We start from the raw sequence: 16,497 nt of genomic DNA, 5'->3' as shown, positions 1-16,497 counted from the left end.
AAAAGAGCCAGGAAAATACGGCTAAACCCGCTGTTTCCGCGCTTTTTTTTAATCGCTTACATTTACGCTGGTGTTTTCTAAACAGATGTGTTATGATAAGGGTAATAAAAAATTAGACCTGAATTCACATATGATAGAAGGTTATGGTTTTTGAGGTTATAGCCTGCTACCATATGTGATTTCTTATTTTTAACGAAATAATGGGGTCATGTTTTATAAAGAAGGAGGTGCTCTTATGCAAACAGGAACAGTTAAATGGTTTAACGCTGAAAAAGGCTTTGGTTTTATCGAAGTTGAAGGCGGAAACGATGTATTCGTACATTTCAGTGCAATCACTGGCGACGGATTCAAAACTTTGGACGAAGGTCAACAAGTTGAATTCAACGTGGTTCAAGGTAACCGTGGACCGCAAGCCGAGAACGTTGTAAAGCTGTAGGCTTTAAAACGGACTAAATTCCCGCAAGGGATCAAAGACAGCTGTTCGGGATTTTCCCGGCAGCTGTTTTTTTGTGTTTTATAAATAATCAGCGCAAACGCCCCATTGTATGAGCGTTGACGAAAGGCTGGGCGAGCGCTACACTGAAAGGGAATCATGTTTAGGATGACGAAAGCGCTTACCAGAATAAGAGCTTCTTCCATTAGACTAACGGGTTGGTGAAGAAAGTGGAAAAAATAAAAGTAGGCGTAATAGGGGCAGGTTTTATCGGTCCAGCGCATATAGAGGCCTGCCGAAGGCTAGGCTTTGTAGAAGTGATAGCGGTTTCCGGTTCGGATCAAAGCTCCACTGACAAAAAGGCGAAGGAACTGGGTGTGCCGCTCGCTTATGGCGATTACCGGGACATGCTGAAAAATCCCGATATTCAGGCGATTCATAACTGTACGCCGAACCATTTGCATTATCAAATTACGAAGGAAGCCATTGAAGCGGGCAAGCATGTGCTTTCAGAAAAGCCGCTGGCGATTTCTAGTAGGGAATCGGCGGAGCTGCTGCGGCTTGCGAAGGAAAAAGGCATCGTCCACGGCATTAATTTCAATTATCGCCAGTTTCCGATTATTCAGCAGCTTGCATCTATGGTAAGGGATGGCGATTTAGGCAAAGTCAATTTGGTTCACGGCAGCTATTTGCAGGACTGGCTGCTGTACGAAACGGATTATAACTGGCGGATGTCGTCGGATATCGGCGGCAGATCCAGAGCGATAGCGGATATAGGCTCGCATTGGTGCGATTTGATTAAATATGTAACGGGCAAAAAGATTGACGCGGTATTCGCTGATTTCTCCACCGTGCATCCCGTACGGAAGAAGCCGAAGCAGGCTTCCGAAACGTATCAGAAGCAAGGAGATAACGTAGAATATGAAGATGTAGCGATTGATACGGAAGACTATGCAACCGTCTTGCTGCGTTTCACCGACGGAACGAAGGGAGCCTTCTCGGTATCGCAAGTGAGCGCGGGGCGCAAAAACCGGCTCAGCTTCGAGCTGAATGGCACGGAGAAATCAACCTTCTGGAACCAGGAGGAAGCGGAAAAGCTGTGGATTGGCTACCGGGACAAGGCGAATGAGGTTTTGATGGCTGATCCGGCGCTTTTTGCGGCAGACGCCCGTTCCTCCATTCATCATCCGGGTGGGCATAATGAAGGCTGGCCGGATGCCATCAAGAACATGATGCAGCATTTCTATGCGTATATTCGCGACGGCAAGCAGCTGAGCGGCGAGGAGCCGCCTTTCGCAACGTTTTTGGACGGGCATGTTTCGATGAGCACGACGGATGCTATTTTGAAAAGCCAAGCGACGGAGACGTGGGTTAAGGTTGAGATTTTGGAAGTATAGCGGAAATAGAGACATGGCTGCTTTATATGAAGCGCTATGTCTTTTTTTGTGGGACCTTCCAGTACACTAGAATTATTATGAATTAACACTCCATAAAATTAACCTTGCTGTCGATATTATAGTATAACGCTTTTAATAAAGGGGAAATGGGAAATTATGACTACCGTTCAAGCTCTGATTGAAGCCATGCCTTTCATTCGACAAATGATTCGTGAAGATGTTTCACTATCCATCATTGATGAGAAATCCTTTGTTTATTATGATACAGAGGACCCGTTCAAGCTCGGATATAAATCCGGCGACCCTTTGCTGGAGGTTAATCAGAACTATAAGGATTTGAAGAATGGCAACGAGAAGACGGTAGCCCATATTCCGAAGGAAATAGCGGGTGTGCCGCTGGATTGCTTATTTTTGCCTATAAAAAATGAACAAGGTGGAATGCAAGCTTGCCTGTGCGTCACCTACAAAATGGATAATCAAGAGCTGCTGAAACAGCTCATGGATAAGACGGAGCATTTTAATGGGAAATTGCTCGATGGTGTCCAGCATCTGGCTGCCCATTCGGAGCAGCTGAACTCGACATCCGAGGAAATTTTAATTAATACGAAGGAAGCGGTCGAAAAGTCACGCGATGTCAATAAAGTCGCAGGCTTTATCCGCGAAATCTCAGAGCAAACCAACCTGCTTGGGCTCAATGCGGCAATTGAAGCAGCACGTGTAGGTGAAGCGGGAGCAGGCTTTGGCGTGGTGGCGTCGGAAATTCGCAAGCTGTCCGTGGATACGAAAGGTGCGACTACACAAATTGAGCAGTCGCTCAAGCTGGTGCAGGAGTCAATCAAGCTGATGGAAACGGAAATTGCCGAAATAACGTCATCCTCCCAAGAGCAAGCGAAGCTGGTCAGCAATCTCATGGAGGTTATTGAGAAGATGAACGAAACGGGGCTGGAAATGCACGGCTTCATTAAAAAAGTCATCTCGTATCAGCAATAAATCGATAGCAAAGGGCGATTTTACTCCATTTGCGGATGTATGCTATGATTCGAGCATACCCTACAACTGGAATGAAATCAGGTGAAAGTCATTAAAATCGGTTTTCGGACGATTAAGACGGCGGTTGGCGTCAGCCTGTCGATCTTAATCGCCCATTATTTGCAGCTGGAAAACTTTACGGCAGCGGGTATTTTGACGCTGCTGTGCATTCAGCGGTCCCGCCGCCAGTCGAATCAAGCGGCGGTCAGCCGCTTTCTTGCTTGTATGACGGGCATGCTTTTCTCGATGCTCATGTTTCAATTGCTCGGCTACCATGCGTATGCCTTTTTGGTCGTTCTGCTGCTGTTCATTCCGTTTTGCGTGAAGCTGCGCATACATGAAGGCATAGCCAGCAGCGCGGTTATTATGATGCATGTGTTTGTCCATGGGAAGGTCGAGGTTTCTTTTCTGCTCAATGAGCTGTTCGTCGTCGTGATTGGCCTTGGCGTTGCGCTGCTGGTAAACAGCTACATGCCGAGTATTGATAAGGAAATGACCCGCTACAAGCAGGAGACGGAGCGTTATATTGCCGTCATTCTCAAGGAATATGCCTGTTATTTGAAGAAGGGGTATACGCTGTGGGACGGCAATGAGCTGCTGCAGCTGGAAACGGTGCTGCGGAAGGCGAGCCAGATCGCCCAACTGGATGCGGAAAATTACCGGTCGCTCAAGAAAGGGCCGAGCTATCGTCAATATTTTGAGCAGAAGCGCAAGCAATATGATCTGCTGGAGCGACTGCTGCCGCTTGTTTCGCAAATTACTTCGCAGCTGGAGCAAGGCGAACGGATTGGCGAATGTATGGAGCAGCTCAGCGCCTACGTTGGCGAAGCCGAGTCTTCGCGAGAAGACCGTTACGATTATTTTTATGAAATGCTGCGCGGCGTGCGCGAGTATCATAAGCTGCTGCCTTTGCCGCAGACGAGGGATGAATTTGAAAACCGCGCCAGCCTGTTTGCGGTGGCCAATGAGCTGGAGCGTTTCGTCAATACACTTTAGCCCTCTGAACCGGCAAGCAAAACAATAAAGCCAAGCTATTCTCTTCCTGCACAATGGGAGAGGGTGGCTTGGCTTTTTTATGGCTGGTCGGCAAGTGCCGCTTTCAGAAGAAGGAGAAGGGCAGGCGGAAGAGATTTTTTTTCTTATGCGGCTTGCGCTCCATGCCTACTGCTTCAGGCTGCAAGGATACGAGTGACGACAGCTGCTTATTACGCTCCTGCATGCTCGATAGGGAAGCCGCCAATTGATTAAGCGTTTGACGAATTTCCTCCAGCTCCTCGCGGTGATGAAGCAGCTGCACGCCAATAACCTCGTCAGCTTTGCGCGACAACGTTCCTTCTATGCGCTCTAGGCGTTCTGCCAGCTCTTCCTGCGGATTTTTGAAATCCCAAGCGGAATCGATTTTGCTCTTCGTATCTTCCGGGCTGAAAACAGGGAAGTGAGCGGCAGCACCAGCGACACTTGCAGCAACTTGCTGCAGCCCGGTGACATCGACCGTTTGAATGAGCTCAGGCAAGGTCATCTCATGAAGCAGCTCACCCGCCTCAAGCTTTGTCTTTACGCTTTGCAGCTTCTCTAAAGCAGGCTCATCAAAAATATAATGACCGAACATATCCTTGCTAAAGGAGGCAGGGAATAGGGCAACCCAGCGTCTGATCGTCGTTTCGCTCACAGCTAGCTGTCTGGCAGCATCTTTCGTTTTTAACAGATTCATTAGCGAGCACCTCGTTTCATTCGTCTTTGCTGTTAAGTATTCGTGGTGAATGAGGTACTCCCTGCTAGGGTGACAAAGGTAGTGTCGAATCGCTAAAACTAGTGTGAAACTGCCGAAAAATGCCCCTGCCGCGCGTGCTGGCGCGCTTCCTCCCGTAATTGGGAAATCCCTATGTGAATATGGCGTCCAAACGTACGAGGGTAGCTGTTTTTCGACAGCAAAAGCTGGGTTTGCGCTATTCTTTTTACCTAAAAATAGGTAGTATAGAGAAAAGGAAGTTTTTCCAGCTTTAAAATAGAGGAAAGTATATGGTTTCGCCATCCTTTCTCTCTATTTCTCGGACTGAAACGCACCGCGCCGCCTGAGGACGTCGACAGCCGTTTCACCTTGGGCCAGCGGTCATGTTGCTGTTCTATTGAAACTGAGTGTCCCATTTGTATTTTTCATTATAGATTTCGGAAACCTCCGCGCCAAGCGCTCCCCAGTTATGCTGCGGGTTATTGCGAATGACATTGTAGAGCCGCAGGAAGCGGTCCTTCGGCAGCTTGCGCGCATAACGCATAACCAGATGCGGGTATAAAATGACGTAGCGCTTCAAGCGGACGGCTGCTCCGGCAATACCGACGAGAATAGGCTCCCCGTCCTTCATGCGCAAAATTTGCGCTTCATGAATGAGGGCGTAGCGGAACGCCTTCTCCTTCAGCAAACCCCGTTTCAGCTTGGTGAGCTCGCCCATATACTCGACAAGATCCGGATTGAAGTGGTCGAGCAACAGCGGCTCCAGCATCAGGTCCATATCTTTGCGCAGTACGAATGATTGCAGCAGCAAAATTTGCTCTACCTTAATTTGGTCCGTACGGACGAGCGTGCCGATCTCGCGCAGCATCTCATACGCTTGCTGCTTCTCGTCGTTGTGGAACACCTCAATCGCTGCTTCGCGGTCGAGCCGCAGCCCGTCCACCAGCTTAAACGATTCTCTCTGCAGCAGCCTCCCTAACTGGTAGCTTACCCGTTCGGAATGTGTGTTTCGGCGCAGCATCCAGAGGAGAATGAGCGACGTTACGCCGCCAGCAGCGCAAAGACTTGTCTGCAAAGTCGACTCTGAAAAGAATATTCCAGCGGCAACAAGGGCAAGGATGAGAATAGATTCCTTAACGATGCTTCTTCGTTGCAGCGATAGCGCCTTTTTCTCCAGTTTAATGAGGGAAGATTTTCCGCAGGAGGGGCATATGCTATCGCCGAGTATGGTGAAGCGGCCGCAGCTGCGGCAAATTTTAAGCTTTTCATAAGCTTGTCGTGTTTTAATGTAGGGATTCAGCTGCACGGCTATCTTTTTCATCACGAGTTCCCCCGATCGTTGTTCTTGAAGATAGCTAAGGCAAGCTGATCAAGCTGCTCTGGCGTAGGTGCTTTTTTACGCTGGTTGTAGTAGTGGACACCCCGGAGCACGACGAAAAGAAACAATATTCCCAGACATACGTATGTAACCATAAGCGCGAGTCCTCTCTTATGCTTGAAGTGATTTAAGCGATTCTATCAGGTATACTGACAGTATATCATTATTGAGACAACAAGGACCAATATGCTTAATTTGTGGAGAAGGAGCCAAAAGATGATTCAAATATATCGTTACCTCACCCTGTTATTACTTATAACGCTGCTTCCATTAGCTGGATTTGCTCCTGCTCCTGCACATGCAGCCGCACAGAGCTCGCAAATCGACGCCGTTCTGGTGCTGGATGTCAGCCAGTCAATGAGCACGAGTGATCCGGGCGGCATCGGCAATGAGGCGATGAAGATGTTTATCGACATGCTGTCCGAGAAAGGCGATCAGGTGGGTGTCGTATCTTATACCGATCAAATTCAGCGGGAGAAGGCGCTGCTAGAAATTAGCTCGGCCGCTGATAAGACCAACCTCAAGCAGTTCATTGACCAGCTCAAAAGAGGGGCCTATACCGACATCGCTGTCGGCGTGAAAGAGGCGGTGCAAATTTTGAATGACGGTGCCGACCCCGATCATGAGCCTTTGATCATCGTGCTGGCGGATGGCAACAACGATTTTAATTCGAAGTCGGGCCGCACGCAGGCCGATTCGGATGCTGATATGGCTGAGGCGCTCAAGGAAGCGACCAGCAAGGGCTATCCCGTCTATACAATTGGACTGAATGCGGATGGCAAGCTGAATAAAGCGGCACTGGAAAGCGTGTCCCAACAAACGGGCGGTAAATCGTTTTCCACAAATACAGCGGCTGATCTGCCGCAAATTCTAAGTGAAATTTTCGCCAGCCATTCGCAGCTGAATGTAGTGCCTGTCGATTCTTTTACAGCAGATGGCAATTATCAGGATGTTAAAATCACGGTGCCAAACAGCAACGTGCTTGAAGCGAATATATCCATTACATCCTCCAAGCAGGTGGAGGCAAGGCTCATCGATCCTTCCGGCAACAAAATCGCTATTCCAAGTGATCAGGTGCTGCTCTCGACATCCAAGACCTACTCCCTGATGAAGCTAATTAAGCCGGAGGAGGGCGATTGGACGCTTCAAGTGAAGGGTGCGGATCGCGACAAAATCGACATCAATCTTATTTTCAACTATGATCTGGCGCTGGAGATGGATAAGCTGAAAAGCTCGTCATACAGCAAAGGCGACAGCATCCCGATTAATGCTTATTTGGTAAGCGGCGGGAATAAGCTAAGCGATCAGGAGCAATACCGCAACATGAAGGCGGTTCTGTACGTCAATGATTTGGACACGGGCACCACAGAGGAAGTTCAGCTGAACAATGCGGGCGATCATTTTGAAGGCACCTATAAGGTGGCAGACAAACATGATTATGAGCTGAAGGTTCGTGCGGAGGAGGCAAGCTTCTACCGTGAAACAGCTGTCGTGAAAATTAGCGCTAAAGGCGGTGCCTCGGCGAGCACAGGCACGGGGACTGCGTCGGAAAGCGAAAAGCCATTCCCGCTCATTCCCGTCATTATCGGAGCGCTTGTGCTGATTGCGCTGCTGGTCGCTGCATATTTCATTATGCGTTACTTGAAACAAGCGCGGCGTGGCTTTGTCGGCCAAATGGTCATCGAGATTCGCGATGAAAATACGGGCGACAAAACGTTTCCTCAATATAAGAAGCTTAACGCCTTCCGAGGCAAATTCTCGCTGCATCAGCTGCTGCAGCTGGCACCGGAGCTGAAAGAGACGGAGAAGCTCATTTTCGTGCCGGGCAACAGCGACCGCCTTGTCCTTCGTAATGGCTCGCCGTGTACGGTGGAGAAATCCGGGCGTGCGGTTGATGCCAGCGGCGGCCTTGAGGTCAAGAGCGGGGAACGATTGACGATTCCTTTGCAGCAGATCGATAAGACGATTTTTATCGAATATATTGTTTAGATGGTTTTGGGGTTCGTAAAACGGATGGGGATGGTGAAGAGTGGAGCTGCGCGGCGTGAAAGGTTTGGCTTACGATCGCCATTGCCCTTGGAATTGTTGAATAAACCGCTCAACGGTACAATTCCAAGGGCAAAAGCGAACGCTCCGCTTCTCCAGCTCAAACCTTTCACTCCGCTGCGCTCCCCTTTCACCGCAAGGGTTTTAAAGAACATTAAAACCATGGGGGTTCTAGCGGGGAAGAACACCCCGTGAACCTAAAAGATAAAGATAAAGATGAAAGATAAAAGATAAAAGATAAAAGATAAAAGAGCTAAGAAAAAAGAGCAAGAGCAAGAGCAAGAGCAAGAGCAAGAGCAAGAGCAAGAGCAAGAGCAAGAGCAAGAGCAACAACAAAAGCACGAACAAACAGCGGAAAGAAAAAGCATGGAGCAAAAATATTAGAGGATTTGCGAGGGGTATGGGGCCTTGCGGTCGTCTATTGTAGATAGCTTTTGCGGCAATATAGGGTTAGAGGTATGGTGAGAAAAGCGGAATGGAATGAAAAGATTGGACTGGAGAAGCGTTAGCGCTCGTTTTTACCCTTGAATTTCCCCCCTGGGGAATAATTAATAGAAATTCAAGGGTAATGACGATCGGAAGCCAATCTTTTCATGCAATGCAGTTTCTTTCTCACCATCCTTCTAACAAGTATACAGCAATGATTCATACCATTTGGAGGTAGAACAAATGAAGCCGATTGTTAGAGAACATATCCAGCAGCTAGATGTTTCATTAGGCGGAGGTATCGTCAGTGAGAAAATCCGCGTCGATACGATTGATAATCCTATTCTCATTATTGGCCTCGGCGGCACCGGCATCGATGCGCTGCTGCGCCTAAAATATCAAATCAACCGCCGCTTTAAGCTGCCGGAAGATCCTTTGTCCAAACGCAAGCTGGAAAAACCGAATAACGTCGAGTTTCTAGCTTTTGAGACCAATGAACAGGACCGCAACAAAAAATATAAAGGCATCGGCCTCGACCCGATCAATGAGTTTGTACTGCTCTCTAATGCCGAAGTCGGCGGATTGCTGCAAAACCGCAGCATTTTGGAGCCGTACATCACCGACTGGCTGTCGCCAGAGCTGAGCATTACCGATGGCATGAACGGCGCGGCAGGCGTACGCCAAGCGGGACGCTTGCTGCTCTTTACAAAGATCAATCAGGTTGTGCAAAGCATCGATAAAAAAATCAAGACGCTTTCCGTCGGCACGAGCAAAAAGCTGATGGTATTCCTGCTTACGGGTCTATCCGGCGGTACGGGCAGCGGCTGCTTCCTTGATATTTCGTATATTGTGCGCGGTATTATTGAGCGCGATCATGGCTCGGCGGGTGTTGACCGCGTCAACACGCTGGGGTACCTTTTTACGCCGGACATTAATCTCGCGAACAAAAGCTTAAGCGAGCATACTAGAGAGTATATTAAGAAAAATGGCTACGCTGCACTCAAAGAGCTTGACTACTGGATGAATGTTGACGCCCGCGGCGAGCGCTTCAAGCAGCAATACGGCAGCATTCTCAGCGTCAATTCGCCGCTTCCGCCGTTTAACCTTTGCCATCTGATTTCGGCGACGAATACCGAGGGCAAGCTGCTGGAAAATGCTTATGACTACTGCATGAACGTGACAGCGGAAAATATTACGAACTTTATGGCGAGCGAGGATAAGCAATCCGGCGAGGAATTCGCCATTCATGACTATATTAGCAACATCCGCACGAATATTGCACAAATGAACAAGCAGTATCCGGCTAACTACGATTACAACATTATTGGTGCGTCCTCGGCAGTACTGCCGATTGAGGAAATGACGACCTTTTTAGCGTATCGCCTGTTTAGCAAAATGGATAAAATGTTCCACAAAGCGCCGACACAGGATGATGTGGAGAAATTTGCCCGCAAGCTCGGCATTGATCTCGATACGATGATCAAGACGTTTGAGTCGCGTGTGCCGGAGCCGCTTCCGGGCTTTGAGAACAGCGAGCGCCTGAACTACAGCAATGTGGTGAAAATGCAGGTGGTCAACATGGATACGGAGCTGGAGCAGACGTTCCTGACGCGTGCCCGCGAGGAATATGTGAAGGCGAAGAAGCAGCTGCCAGGGGAAATCGTCGGCCAGTTCACCGATCAAATCCGTCGTACCTTCCTGCATCCGGAGCAGGGACCGTTTTACGTATCCCGCCTGCTGCACACCGAGAAAGGCTTCTGCCTGCTGAAAATGCTGCTTTCCTACATTGAGGTGCTGCGCGAAACGCTGCTGCGCCTGCCGCGCGACATTGAGTCGGCAAGCATTCAAGCGGAAGAGCGGATGGGCGATGCGAAGAGCGCCTTCGTGTCCAAGGACAAGAAGAAAAACAGCTATATCGAAGCTAAAATCAATGAATATTGGCTGCGCGCCGATGTAGAGCGTACCGAGCAAATGATTGAGTTCTACGAGGATCTGTATCAGCTGCTGAACAACGAGAATAATCGCTTCTACAGCGTATTTACCGAAGTGCTGAACGTGCTGAACGGCATTTTTGCGAAAAATGGCGATATTCTGATCAATGGCGACGAGCAAGCCGATCACAAGGGCAACAAAACCTACTATTGGAATTTGGTCGGCGTGCCAGACATTTCCGATGTGATCGCTCGCATCATGGAGAAGAAGGATGTCGATGAGCTCATTCGCGACTTCTCGCAGGGGCTGCTTGACCATTCCGACCAGTGGGTGAAGGAGAAGGACATTGACATCGTCAATTCCATTTCCGACTTCCTGACCGATAAATTCGGCGATTTGATTACGAGATCGATGGAAGATTTCCTCGTGATGAAATATGGCAATGACGAGTCGATTGAGAAGTTCGTAGAACGCTTTATTGCAACTAAGCTGGATGAAGAGGCCGTTGCCGTATTCAATCTAAGCAACAGCTCAGGCAATTTGCATTTCCCATCATGGGGCTTCGTATCGGTGCCGCAGCATGCGCCGAGCATACTCAAGGGCATTCGCAACTACCAGAGCAATGCGGTAGGGAAATCGCATTTCACCATTAAAGAGAGTGAAGTGAAAAACCGGATTTTCTGGCTGAATACGAAAAATGGTGTGCCGCTGTTCGTCTATACGCCGCTTAAGGTATATGAGGAAAGCTATGAACGGACGATTCTCGATAAGGAAGGCGTCGGCCGCCATCTCGTGATGACGGAGAAGGTCAACTGGACGAATCTTCCTTCGCCAATTCCTGAAAAATCATGGGGCGATACGTACAGCAATGCGAGGGTGAAAGGCTATAATGCCCGCGTTCGCGCCGAATTCCAGCGTGCGCTTGGCTACCGGATTATTAGCGAGAAGGGTGTAGACAACAGCATGAGCAGCCGTTATGCGGTGCAGTTCACCCAGCCATTCCAGCTGCAAGCGCTGCTGAGCTCCTACAATATGGAGGCAGCTGCTGCTAAGCCGAATCTCGGAGAAGTGAAGCGCGCAGTCATTGAGCTTCGCCGACTGCTTGCTGAAGGCTTGGCATCGGATGGAATGAAGGATATTTTCGGCAGCCTGAATGAAGATTTGGCGCAGGAAAACCTTATTCGTTCCCCAGAGCTGCTGGCGCGTGTGCGCGAGGAGCTGGCGAAATACGACTCGATTAGCGACAAGGTCGCTGAGCTTGAGAAGCTGCTGAGCCTGCATCAGGATGAGGAGAAGTGGCTGGATCAATTTATTGAGGCGCTTTATACGGATACGATTGTGAAGAAGGGCGCGCTTTACGTCTATGACCGCGACCCAGAGGAAGAGGCGTGGACGCCATTCGCCAATCTGATGAAGAGCAGCAGCTTCGTGGAGCATGAAGTGTTCGAGAGCTTCCGGGCGCTGGATGAGAAAAACCGTGCCGCTCTGCTGCGCAAAGCATCGCGCCGGGTGACGGATTTGACGGCAACGGAGGATACGAAGCTGCTCGTTCATAAGCTGGATGAGCTGTTTAATGCATTCCTCGACGCCCGCGACCGCCTGGAGTACGAGCGGATCGAGCTGGCGAACGGAGAAGATTTGTACCAGTTCTACAAGCAAATGACGAGCAAACTAAACGACATACGCAGAAAGTTGAAGTAGGCCTATGAGAGAGCTTCTGGAGCGGTATGCAGCTGATTATGCGGCTGCCGAGCAAATGCTCAGCGGTCATGGAGACGACCAGAGCATCATTCATTATCCGACCGTGTTTTTGTATATTGGCGACGAGGCGGGCCAAGCGATTGAGCCCATGATTCAGATGAATGCGGCGAAATGGGAAAATAGCGCTGGCGTGATTTATTTTCACGCGGCGTCCGCTTCAAGGAGCGGCGATTCCGCCGGCGGGAACGGACGGCAGGCGGCGAGCGCCGCCCATGCCGCTAAGGTGACAGAGGTCGTGCTGGACGGCTTGTCGCCGTTTGGCAGCGACCATAAGGCGGGGCGCAAGGAGCTATGGGAAGCTTTCCGCGGCAATGCCGGTTATTTGGCTGACCTGAACCGCGCGCTCCGCGGTGTCAGCGATACGATTGCCGATTATGGCAGGCTGTATGCCTCCTTTGATCGGCTGCATTTGGCGGTTATCACGCGTGCGGATGACCCAATGAACGCGCTGGTGCCGGATATTTCCCTGCTGGCACAGGCGATTTTTCAGCAATCGTTTAAATCCGTGCAGATGGATCTTTATACGCTAATCAGCGAGCGTGAGCAAATGGATACCTTCGCTCACGCCAGCGCTATTGGCGTGAGCTTTCTGCGCGAGCTGGAAGGCATGCAGCGGCCGGATTATACGTTCTCGGCGCTGCTTGAGGTGACTGGCGACGGGCTGGCGATTCCGGTCGTTCATCCGCCGTCTCCGCTGTTCGATCTCGTCTACGTGCTGTCGGACCGCAATGAGAAGGGCATGACAGCCGTCAACGGAATTCGAGACAATTACGATATTATTTGCCATATTCAGCTGCTCAAAAACCGCAAGCGCAAGGACGCGCAGGCGGACGCTGCCTATGGCGGCTACAATAACTCGACGTTCAAGAACAGCCTGCGTACGGAATCAGGCAGGCAGGGCTTCGTCTCTGCGGGGCTGTCGAAGGTGAAGCGCCCGAATTATTCGATTGCGCTGACGGTGCTGTATCATCTTCATATGCAGCTATCCGAGCTGCTGGCGAAGGAGCCTGAGCTCAGCATGCGGGAGAAGCTTGCCTGCTTCGGCCTCGATCCGGCCTCGGTCGATGCGATGCTGACACAGCTGCTGCCGAGCGACGAGCAGCTTACCGACATGACGGGACTGCTAACCTCCGGCGTTCGTTATGAGCAGCTTAAGCCGTTATCGCTGCGTGACGCCGAGGAGGCGCTGTTTGGGGACGGAGCCTCTGTCTTTTTCCATAATCATTTCGCCCGCACGGCGCAGCAGCGGCTGTCCGAATTTGGCGCGGCGGCGGAAATGCGCCGTGCTGTTGCCAAGTTCGAGCGGGAGCGTACGGACATTAGCTTTTACCAGCTATGTGCTTGGACGGAGCCAAGCGGCGACGATGGCAGTGTGCTTGCAGGCGTCCGCAGCCGCATTAAAGAGCTGGCGATTGCGGTGGAGCAGGCGCGCGAGGAGCTGGAGCGCACGCAGTCGGGACGCGCGGAGGATGTCCGCATTCAGCGGCTGCCTTTTATGGATAAGCAAAACTTGCGTTCGTTTATCCGTGCTTTTTTTGGGTTGGTATATGGCCAGAAATGGGAGCTGCTCCGGCTGGAGCTGGAGCTGTCGCTGTATCGCCGATTGGCGGATGAGCTGGAGCAGCTTCATGAGCTGTATCGTCTGCGCGTCAAGCAGATGGCGGATATGGCAGACGTCATGAAGCTGACGGCGCTGCAAAGCATCAAGACCGCTGATGATTACATCGGGCAAAATATTTTTGAATATTATGCTCGGGTAACGGGTGATATCGTGCTGGATGTACAGGACAAACGGGGTGCGGGCATCTGGTTTGATGAGCGTTATCTCGGTTCGGCGGCGGAGCTGCTGGAGCAGGGCAACGAGGCTTACGTGAATAAGCTAGCCCAGCTAGGCTTGAAGCATGTGCTGACGGCGGAGCCATTCGCCCAGACGTTTGAGGAGGAGCTGCTTCGCAGGGCGAATGTGACGATCGACTACACCAACCGCCAAGCGCTGGCGAAAGAGGATTTGTTCAAGCGCCTCTACCGGACGCTGGAGGAAAATGCGTCAATCAACGTTCGGCTGCTGGACTACACGCATGAGCATCGCTACGAGGAAAAATATATGTTCGGCGATGCGGACAGCGAGTTTGTGCAGTATGCGCTTGGCGTCGACGAAACGTCGCGGATCTACAAGCTCGGCTGCATTCACGAGAAGCGCAGCAGCGGTGTGGAGAAGCTGAACCTGATGGGCGGCTTCCATCTTGAAGACCTGCTGTATTATCGCAATGGCAAGGTGTATTACGAGACATATAGAGAGAACGGCTATGCGTTCCACGGCGTGGACCCGGCGGGCTTGCCGGAGCTGCGTTAGACCGGGGGCGCGGTAAATAGGCCGAATGAATGTAAGAGAGGATGCTATACACATGCAGCGAAAAATAAACCTGCTACTATTGTTGTTTAGCTTAATAGGGGGATTCATCGGCTACGCCATCGGAGAACTGATGCTTACGCAGTGGACGGGCGATATGCCGCGTTCGGTTCTTATGGGCTTGTATTTTGGCGTACTCGCATTATTTATCGGGCTCGGCTGCTTTGTTGCAGAGCTGGTCAATCCGCATTTGAACGGCTCATCCTGGCGCCAGCGCTACACGGGGCTTTCGTGGAAGCTGTTCGTGCCGGCGACGCTTGTGCTGCTATTCGTAGCGGGCTGGGGACTGCAATTTTTTTATGGCCTCAATATTGGCGGCTTAAAGCAGGTGAAGGACATAGTCCTCGTCATCGACAACTCCGGCAGCATGGCGGAGACGGATCCAGACAATCAGCGTTATGTGGCGGCGAAGCAGCTTATTGACCAGATGGACAATGACAAACGCGTTGCGATTGTGGGCTTCAGCGATTTGGCGGAGCAGGTGCTGCCGTTTACGAGCGTAGACTCGGCTGCCAATAAGGCAGCGGTCAACGCGGCGATTGATTCATTTGTGCCAACGGATGGCGGAACGAATTTCAGCGTCGCGCTGGAGGAATCGTTAAAGACGATTGAGGCGAAGGCGGAGAGCAAGCGTGGTACGATGGTGATTTTGCTGTCGGATGGCTTCAGCGAATCCGATGTGGCTCCGCAGCTTGCGCTCTATAAGGAGCAGCAGATTGCAATTAATTCCGTCGGCCTCAGCCTCGTAGACTCGAGAGGGGCGGATCTGCTGCGCAACATCGCCGAGTCAACAGGCGGCGCTTATTACGATGTGCAGAAGGCAACAGAGGTATCTACGGCCTTCCAGACGATCTATGATACGATCGATGATCGTACGCTCGTAACCGAGCGCACGGGACCGATGGCCGATGCAACGTTTTACAAAATCGTTCGCGTCATCTCGATGCTGCTGATCGGCGGTGTGCTGGGCGTGGCGATCGGATTATTCTTCGACAATCGCTATTTGGCGCGCAGCTTTGGCATCGGCGGCGCAGTTGGCGGCTTGCTGGCGGGCCTCGTGCTGGAAGCGTGGCTGTCAGGCCATGTTCTCAGTGATTCGTTCACTCGCTTTATGGCGATTGCGCTGCTTGCGATTATGATCTCCTTATTCACCTTGATTGTGCCAATAAGGGAGAATAGCCGTCCGGTGAACGACAGGCGCCGCGGGGCTCCAGTCCCGAGAGAGCGCGGAGCATCAAGCGGCGACGGAAAATCAAAGGATAGCCGCAACCATGGATTTTAGAAGTCAGCTAGGGGGCGATTGACAGATGCGATTTGTGGAAGCAGAGGGCGATTCGCCGCGAATCAAAGGCTTGACTCATACGCTGAGTGGCGACCGCTGCACGCTGCAATGGCTATGGCCGAGCGGCGTCGAGGCGGTTTATATCGGCAAGGCGGAGGCTGAGCAGGCGGCATTCAGAGGAACGCCGGACCTTGCATCATTAAAGCTCTATACAAGGGCTGAATACAAGTCAAACAACGGCTATCATATACGGCTGGAGGGCATCGGGCGCTACCGCTTTACCGTCTACATTTATGAAGAGGGAGCGGAGGATGGCAAAGTCATCTGGCTGCAGAGCGATGGACTGAGCGAGCTGGATGTGAGCGCCGGCAGAGCGAAGATCCGCTATTCCGTCAAGCAGAAGACCGGATTTCTTCAGCGCTATAAGACGGTGTCTATTCAGGTGACGGCGGAGGTGCCGATTGCCAAGGATGTATTATGTTATGTGAAAAAGGCAGGGGGCTATCCAGCGAGCAAGGACGATGGCATGATGTATCCATTTGCCGCTGCTTTCGCCTCCGGGCGGAATGTGCTGCCGCCAATCGAGGTCGGCAAGCAGGACTTCGTCCGTGTATTTTTCACCGATGGCCCGCGTTTCGCACAGCTGTACGAACTGGTGCCGGAATGACAGCAGG

11 protein-coding genes are annotated in these 16,497 nt (G+C 51.2%); 9 read left to right on the top strand and 2 right to left on the bottom strand.

Going from position 1 to position 16,497, the window contains the following annotated elements; all coding sequences use genetic code 11:
- Positions 1 to 235: 235 nt before the first annotated feature.
- From ACSR9A_RS09495 to ACSR9A_RS09480, 4 genes are all read left to right on the top strand, one after another.
- Positions 236 to 436 (top strand): cold-shock protein, encoded by a 201-nt coding sequence (locus ACSR9A_RS09495; protein WP_046231731.1) that lies wholly within the window; start codon positions 236 to 238, stop codon positions 434 to 436.
- Between the two features lie 227 nt (positions 437 to 663).
- Positions 664 to 1,830, top strand: coding sequence for a Gfo/Idh/MocA family protein (locus tag ACSR9A_RS09490; RefSeq protein WP_473756921.1), 1,167 nt, complete (start codon positions 664 to 666; stop codon positions 1,828 to 1,830).
- A gap of 156 nt (positions 1,831 to 1,986) precedes the next feature.
- The gene (locus ACSR9A_RS09485) at positions 1,987 to 2,820 is read left to right on the top strand and encodes a methyl-accepting chemotaxis protein (protein WP_473756920.1); all 834 of its coding nucleotides are present in this window, start codon (positions 1,987 to 1,989) and stop codon (positions 2,818 to 2,820) included.
- 81 nt (positions 2,821 to 2,901) lie between these two features.
- On the top strand, positions 2,902 to 3,855 hold the full coding sequence (locus ACSR9A_RS09480; RefSeq protein WP_473756919.1) for an aromatic acid exporter family protein: 954 nt from the start codon (positions 2,902 to 2,904) through the stop codon (positions 3,853 to 3,855).
- Between the two features lie 103 nt (positions 3,856 to 3,958).
- Here ACSR9A_RS09480 and ACSR9A_RS09475 read toward each other — a convergent pair whose 3' ends face one another.
- Entirely contained in the window at positions 3,959 to 4,570 is a 612-nt protein-coding gene (locus ACSR9A_RS09475; protein ID WP_473756918.1) for a hypothetical protein, read from the bottom strand.
- Between the two features lie 412 nt (positions 4,571 to 4,982).
- A complete protein-coding gene (locus ACSR9A_RS09470) occupies positions 4,983 to 5,909 on the bottom strand; it encodes a hypothetical protein (RefSeq protein ID WP_473756917.1) in 927 nt (308 codons plus the stop codon).
- Positions 5,910 to 6,182: 273 nt separating this feature from the next.
- On the opposite strand from ACSR9A_RS09470, the gene ACSR9A_RS09465 reads away from it, so the two are divergent.
- From ACSR9A_RS09465 to ACSR9A_RS09445, 5 genes are all read left to right on the top strand, one after another.
- A complete protein-coding gene (locus tag ACSR9A_RS09465; RefSeq protein ID WP_473756916.1) occupies positions 6,183 to 7,955 on the top strand; it encodes a vWA domain-containing protein in 1,773 nt (590 codons plus the stop codon).
- A 726-nt stretch (positions 7,956 to 8,681) separates the two neighbouring features.
- The gene (locus tag ACSR9A_RS09460; protein WP_473756915.1) at positions 8,682 to 12,071 is read left to right on the top strand and encodes a tubulin-like doman-containing protein; all 3,390 of its coding nucleotides are present in this window, start codon (positions 8,682 to 8,684) and stop codon (positions 12,069 to 12,071) included.
- 4 nt (positions 12,072 to 12,075) lie between these two features.
- Positions 12,076 to 14,484 carry a transcription initiation factor TFIID gene (locus ACSR9A_RS09455; RefSeq protein WP_473756914.1) on the top strand — a complete coding sequence of 803 codons (2,409 nt, stop codon included), beginning with the start codon at positions 12,076 to 12,078 and terminating at the stop codon, positions 14,482 to 14,484.
- 52 nt (positions 14,485 to 14,536) lie between these two features.
- Complete coding sequence (locus ACSR9A_RS09450; protein WP_473756913.1) at positions 14,537 to 15,823, top strand: vWA domain-containing protein; 1,287 nt, start codon at positions 14,537 to 14,539, stop codon at positions 15,821 to 15,823.
- 25 nt (positions 15,824 to 15,848) lie between these two features.
- A complete protein-coding gene (locus ACSR9A_RS09445; RefSeq protein ID WP_473756912.1) occupies positions 15,849 to 16,490 on the top strand; it encodes a beta-mannanase in 642 nt (213 codons plus the stop codon).
- Positions 16,491 to 16,497: the final 7 nt, after the last annotated feature.

This window comes from Paenibacillus sp. R-74696, assembly GCF_055814915.1.
The sequence above is the reverse complement of the archived record's forward strand: the minus strand, read 5'-3'. Positions and strand labels throughout refer to the sequence as shown.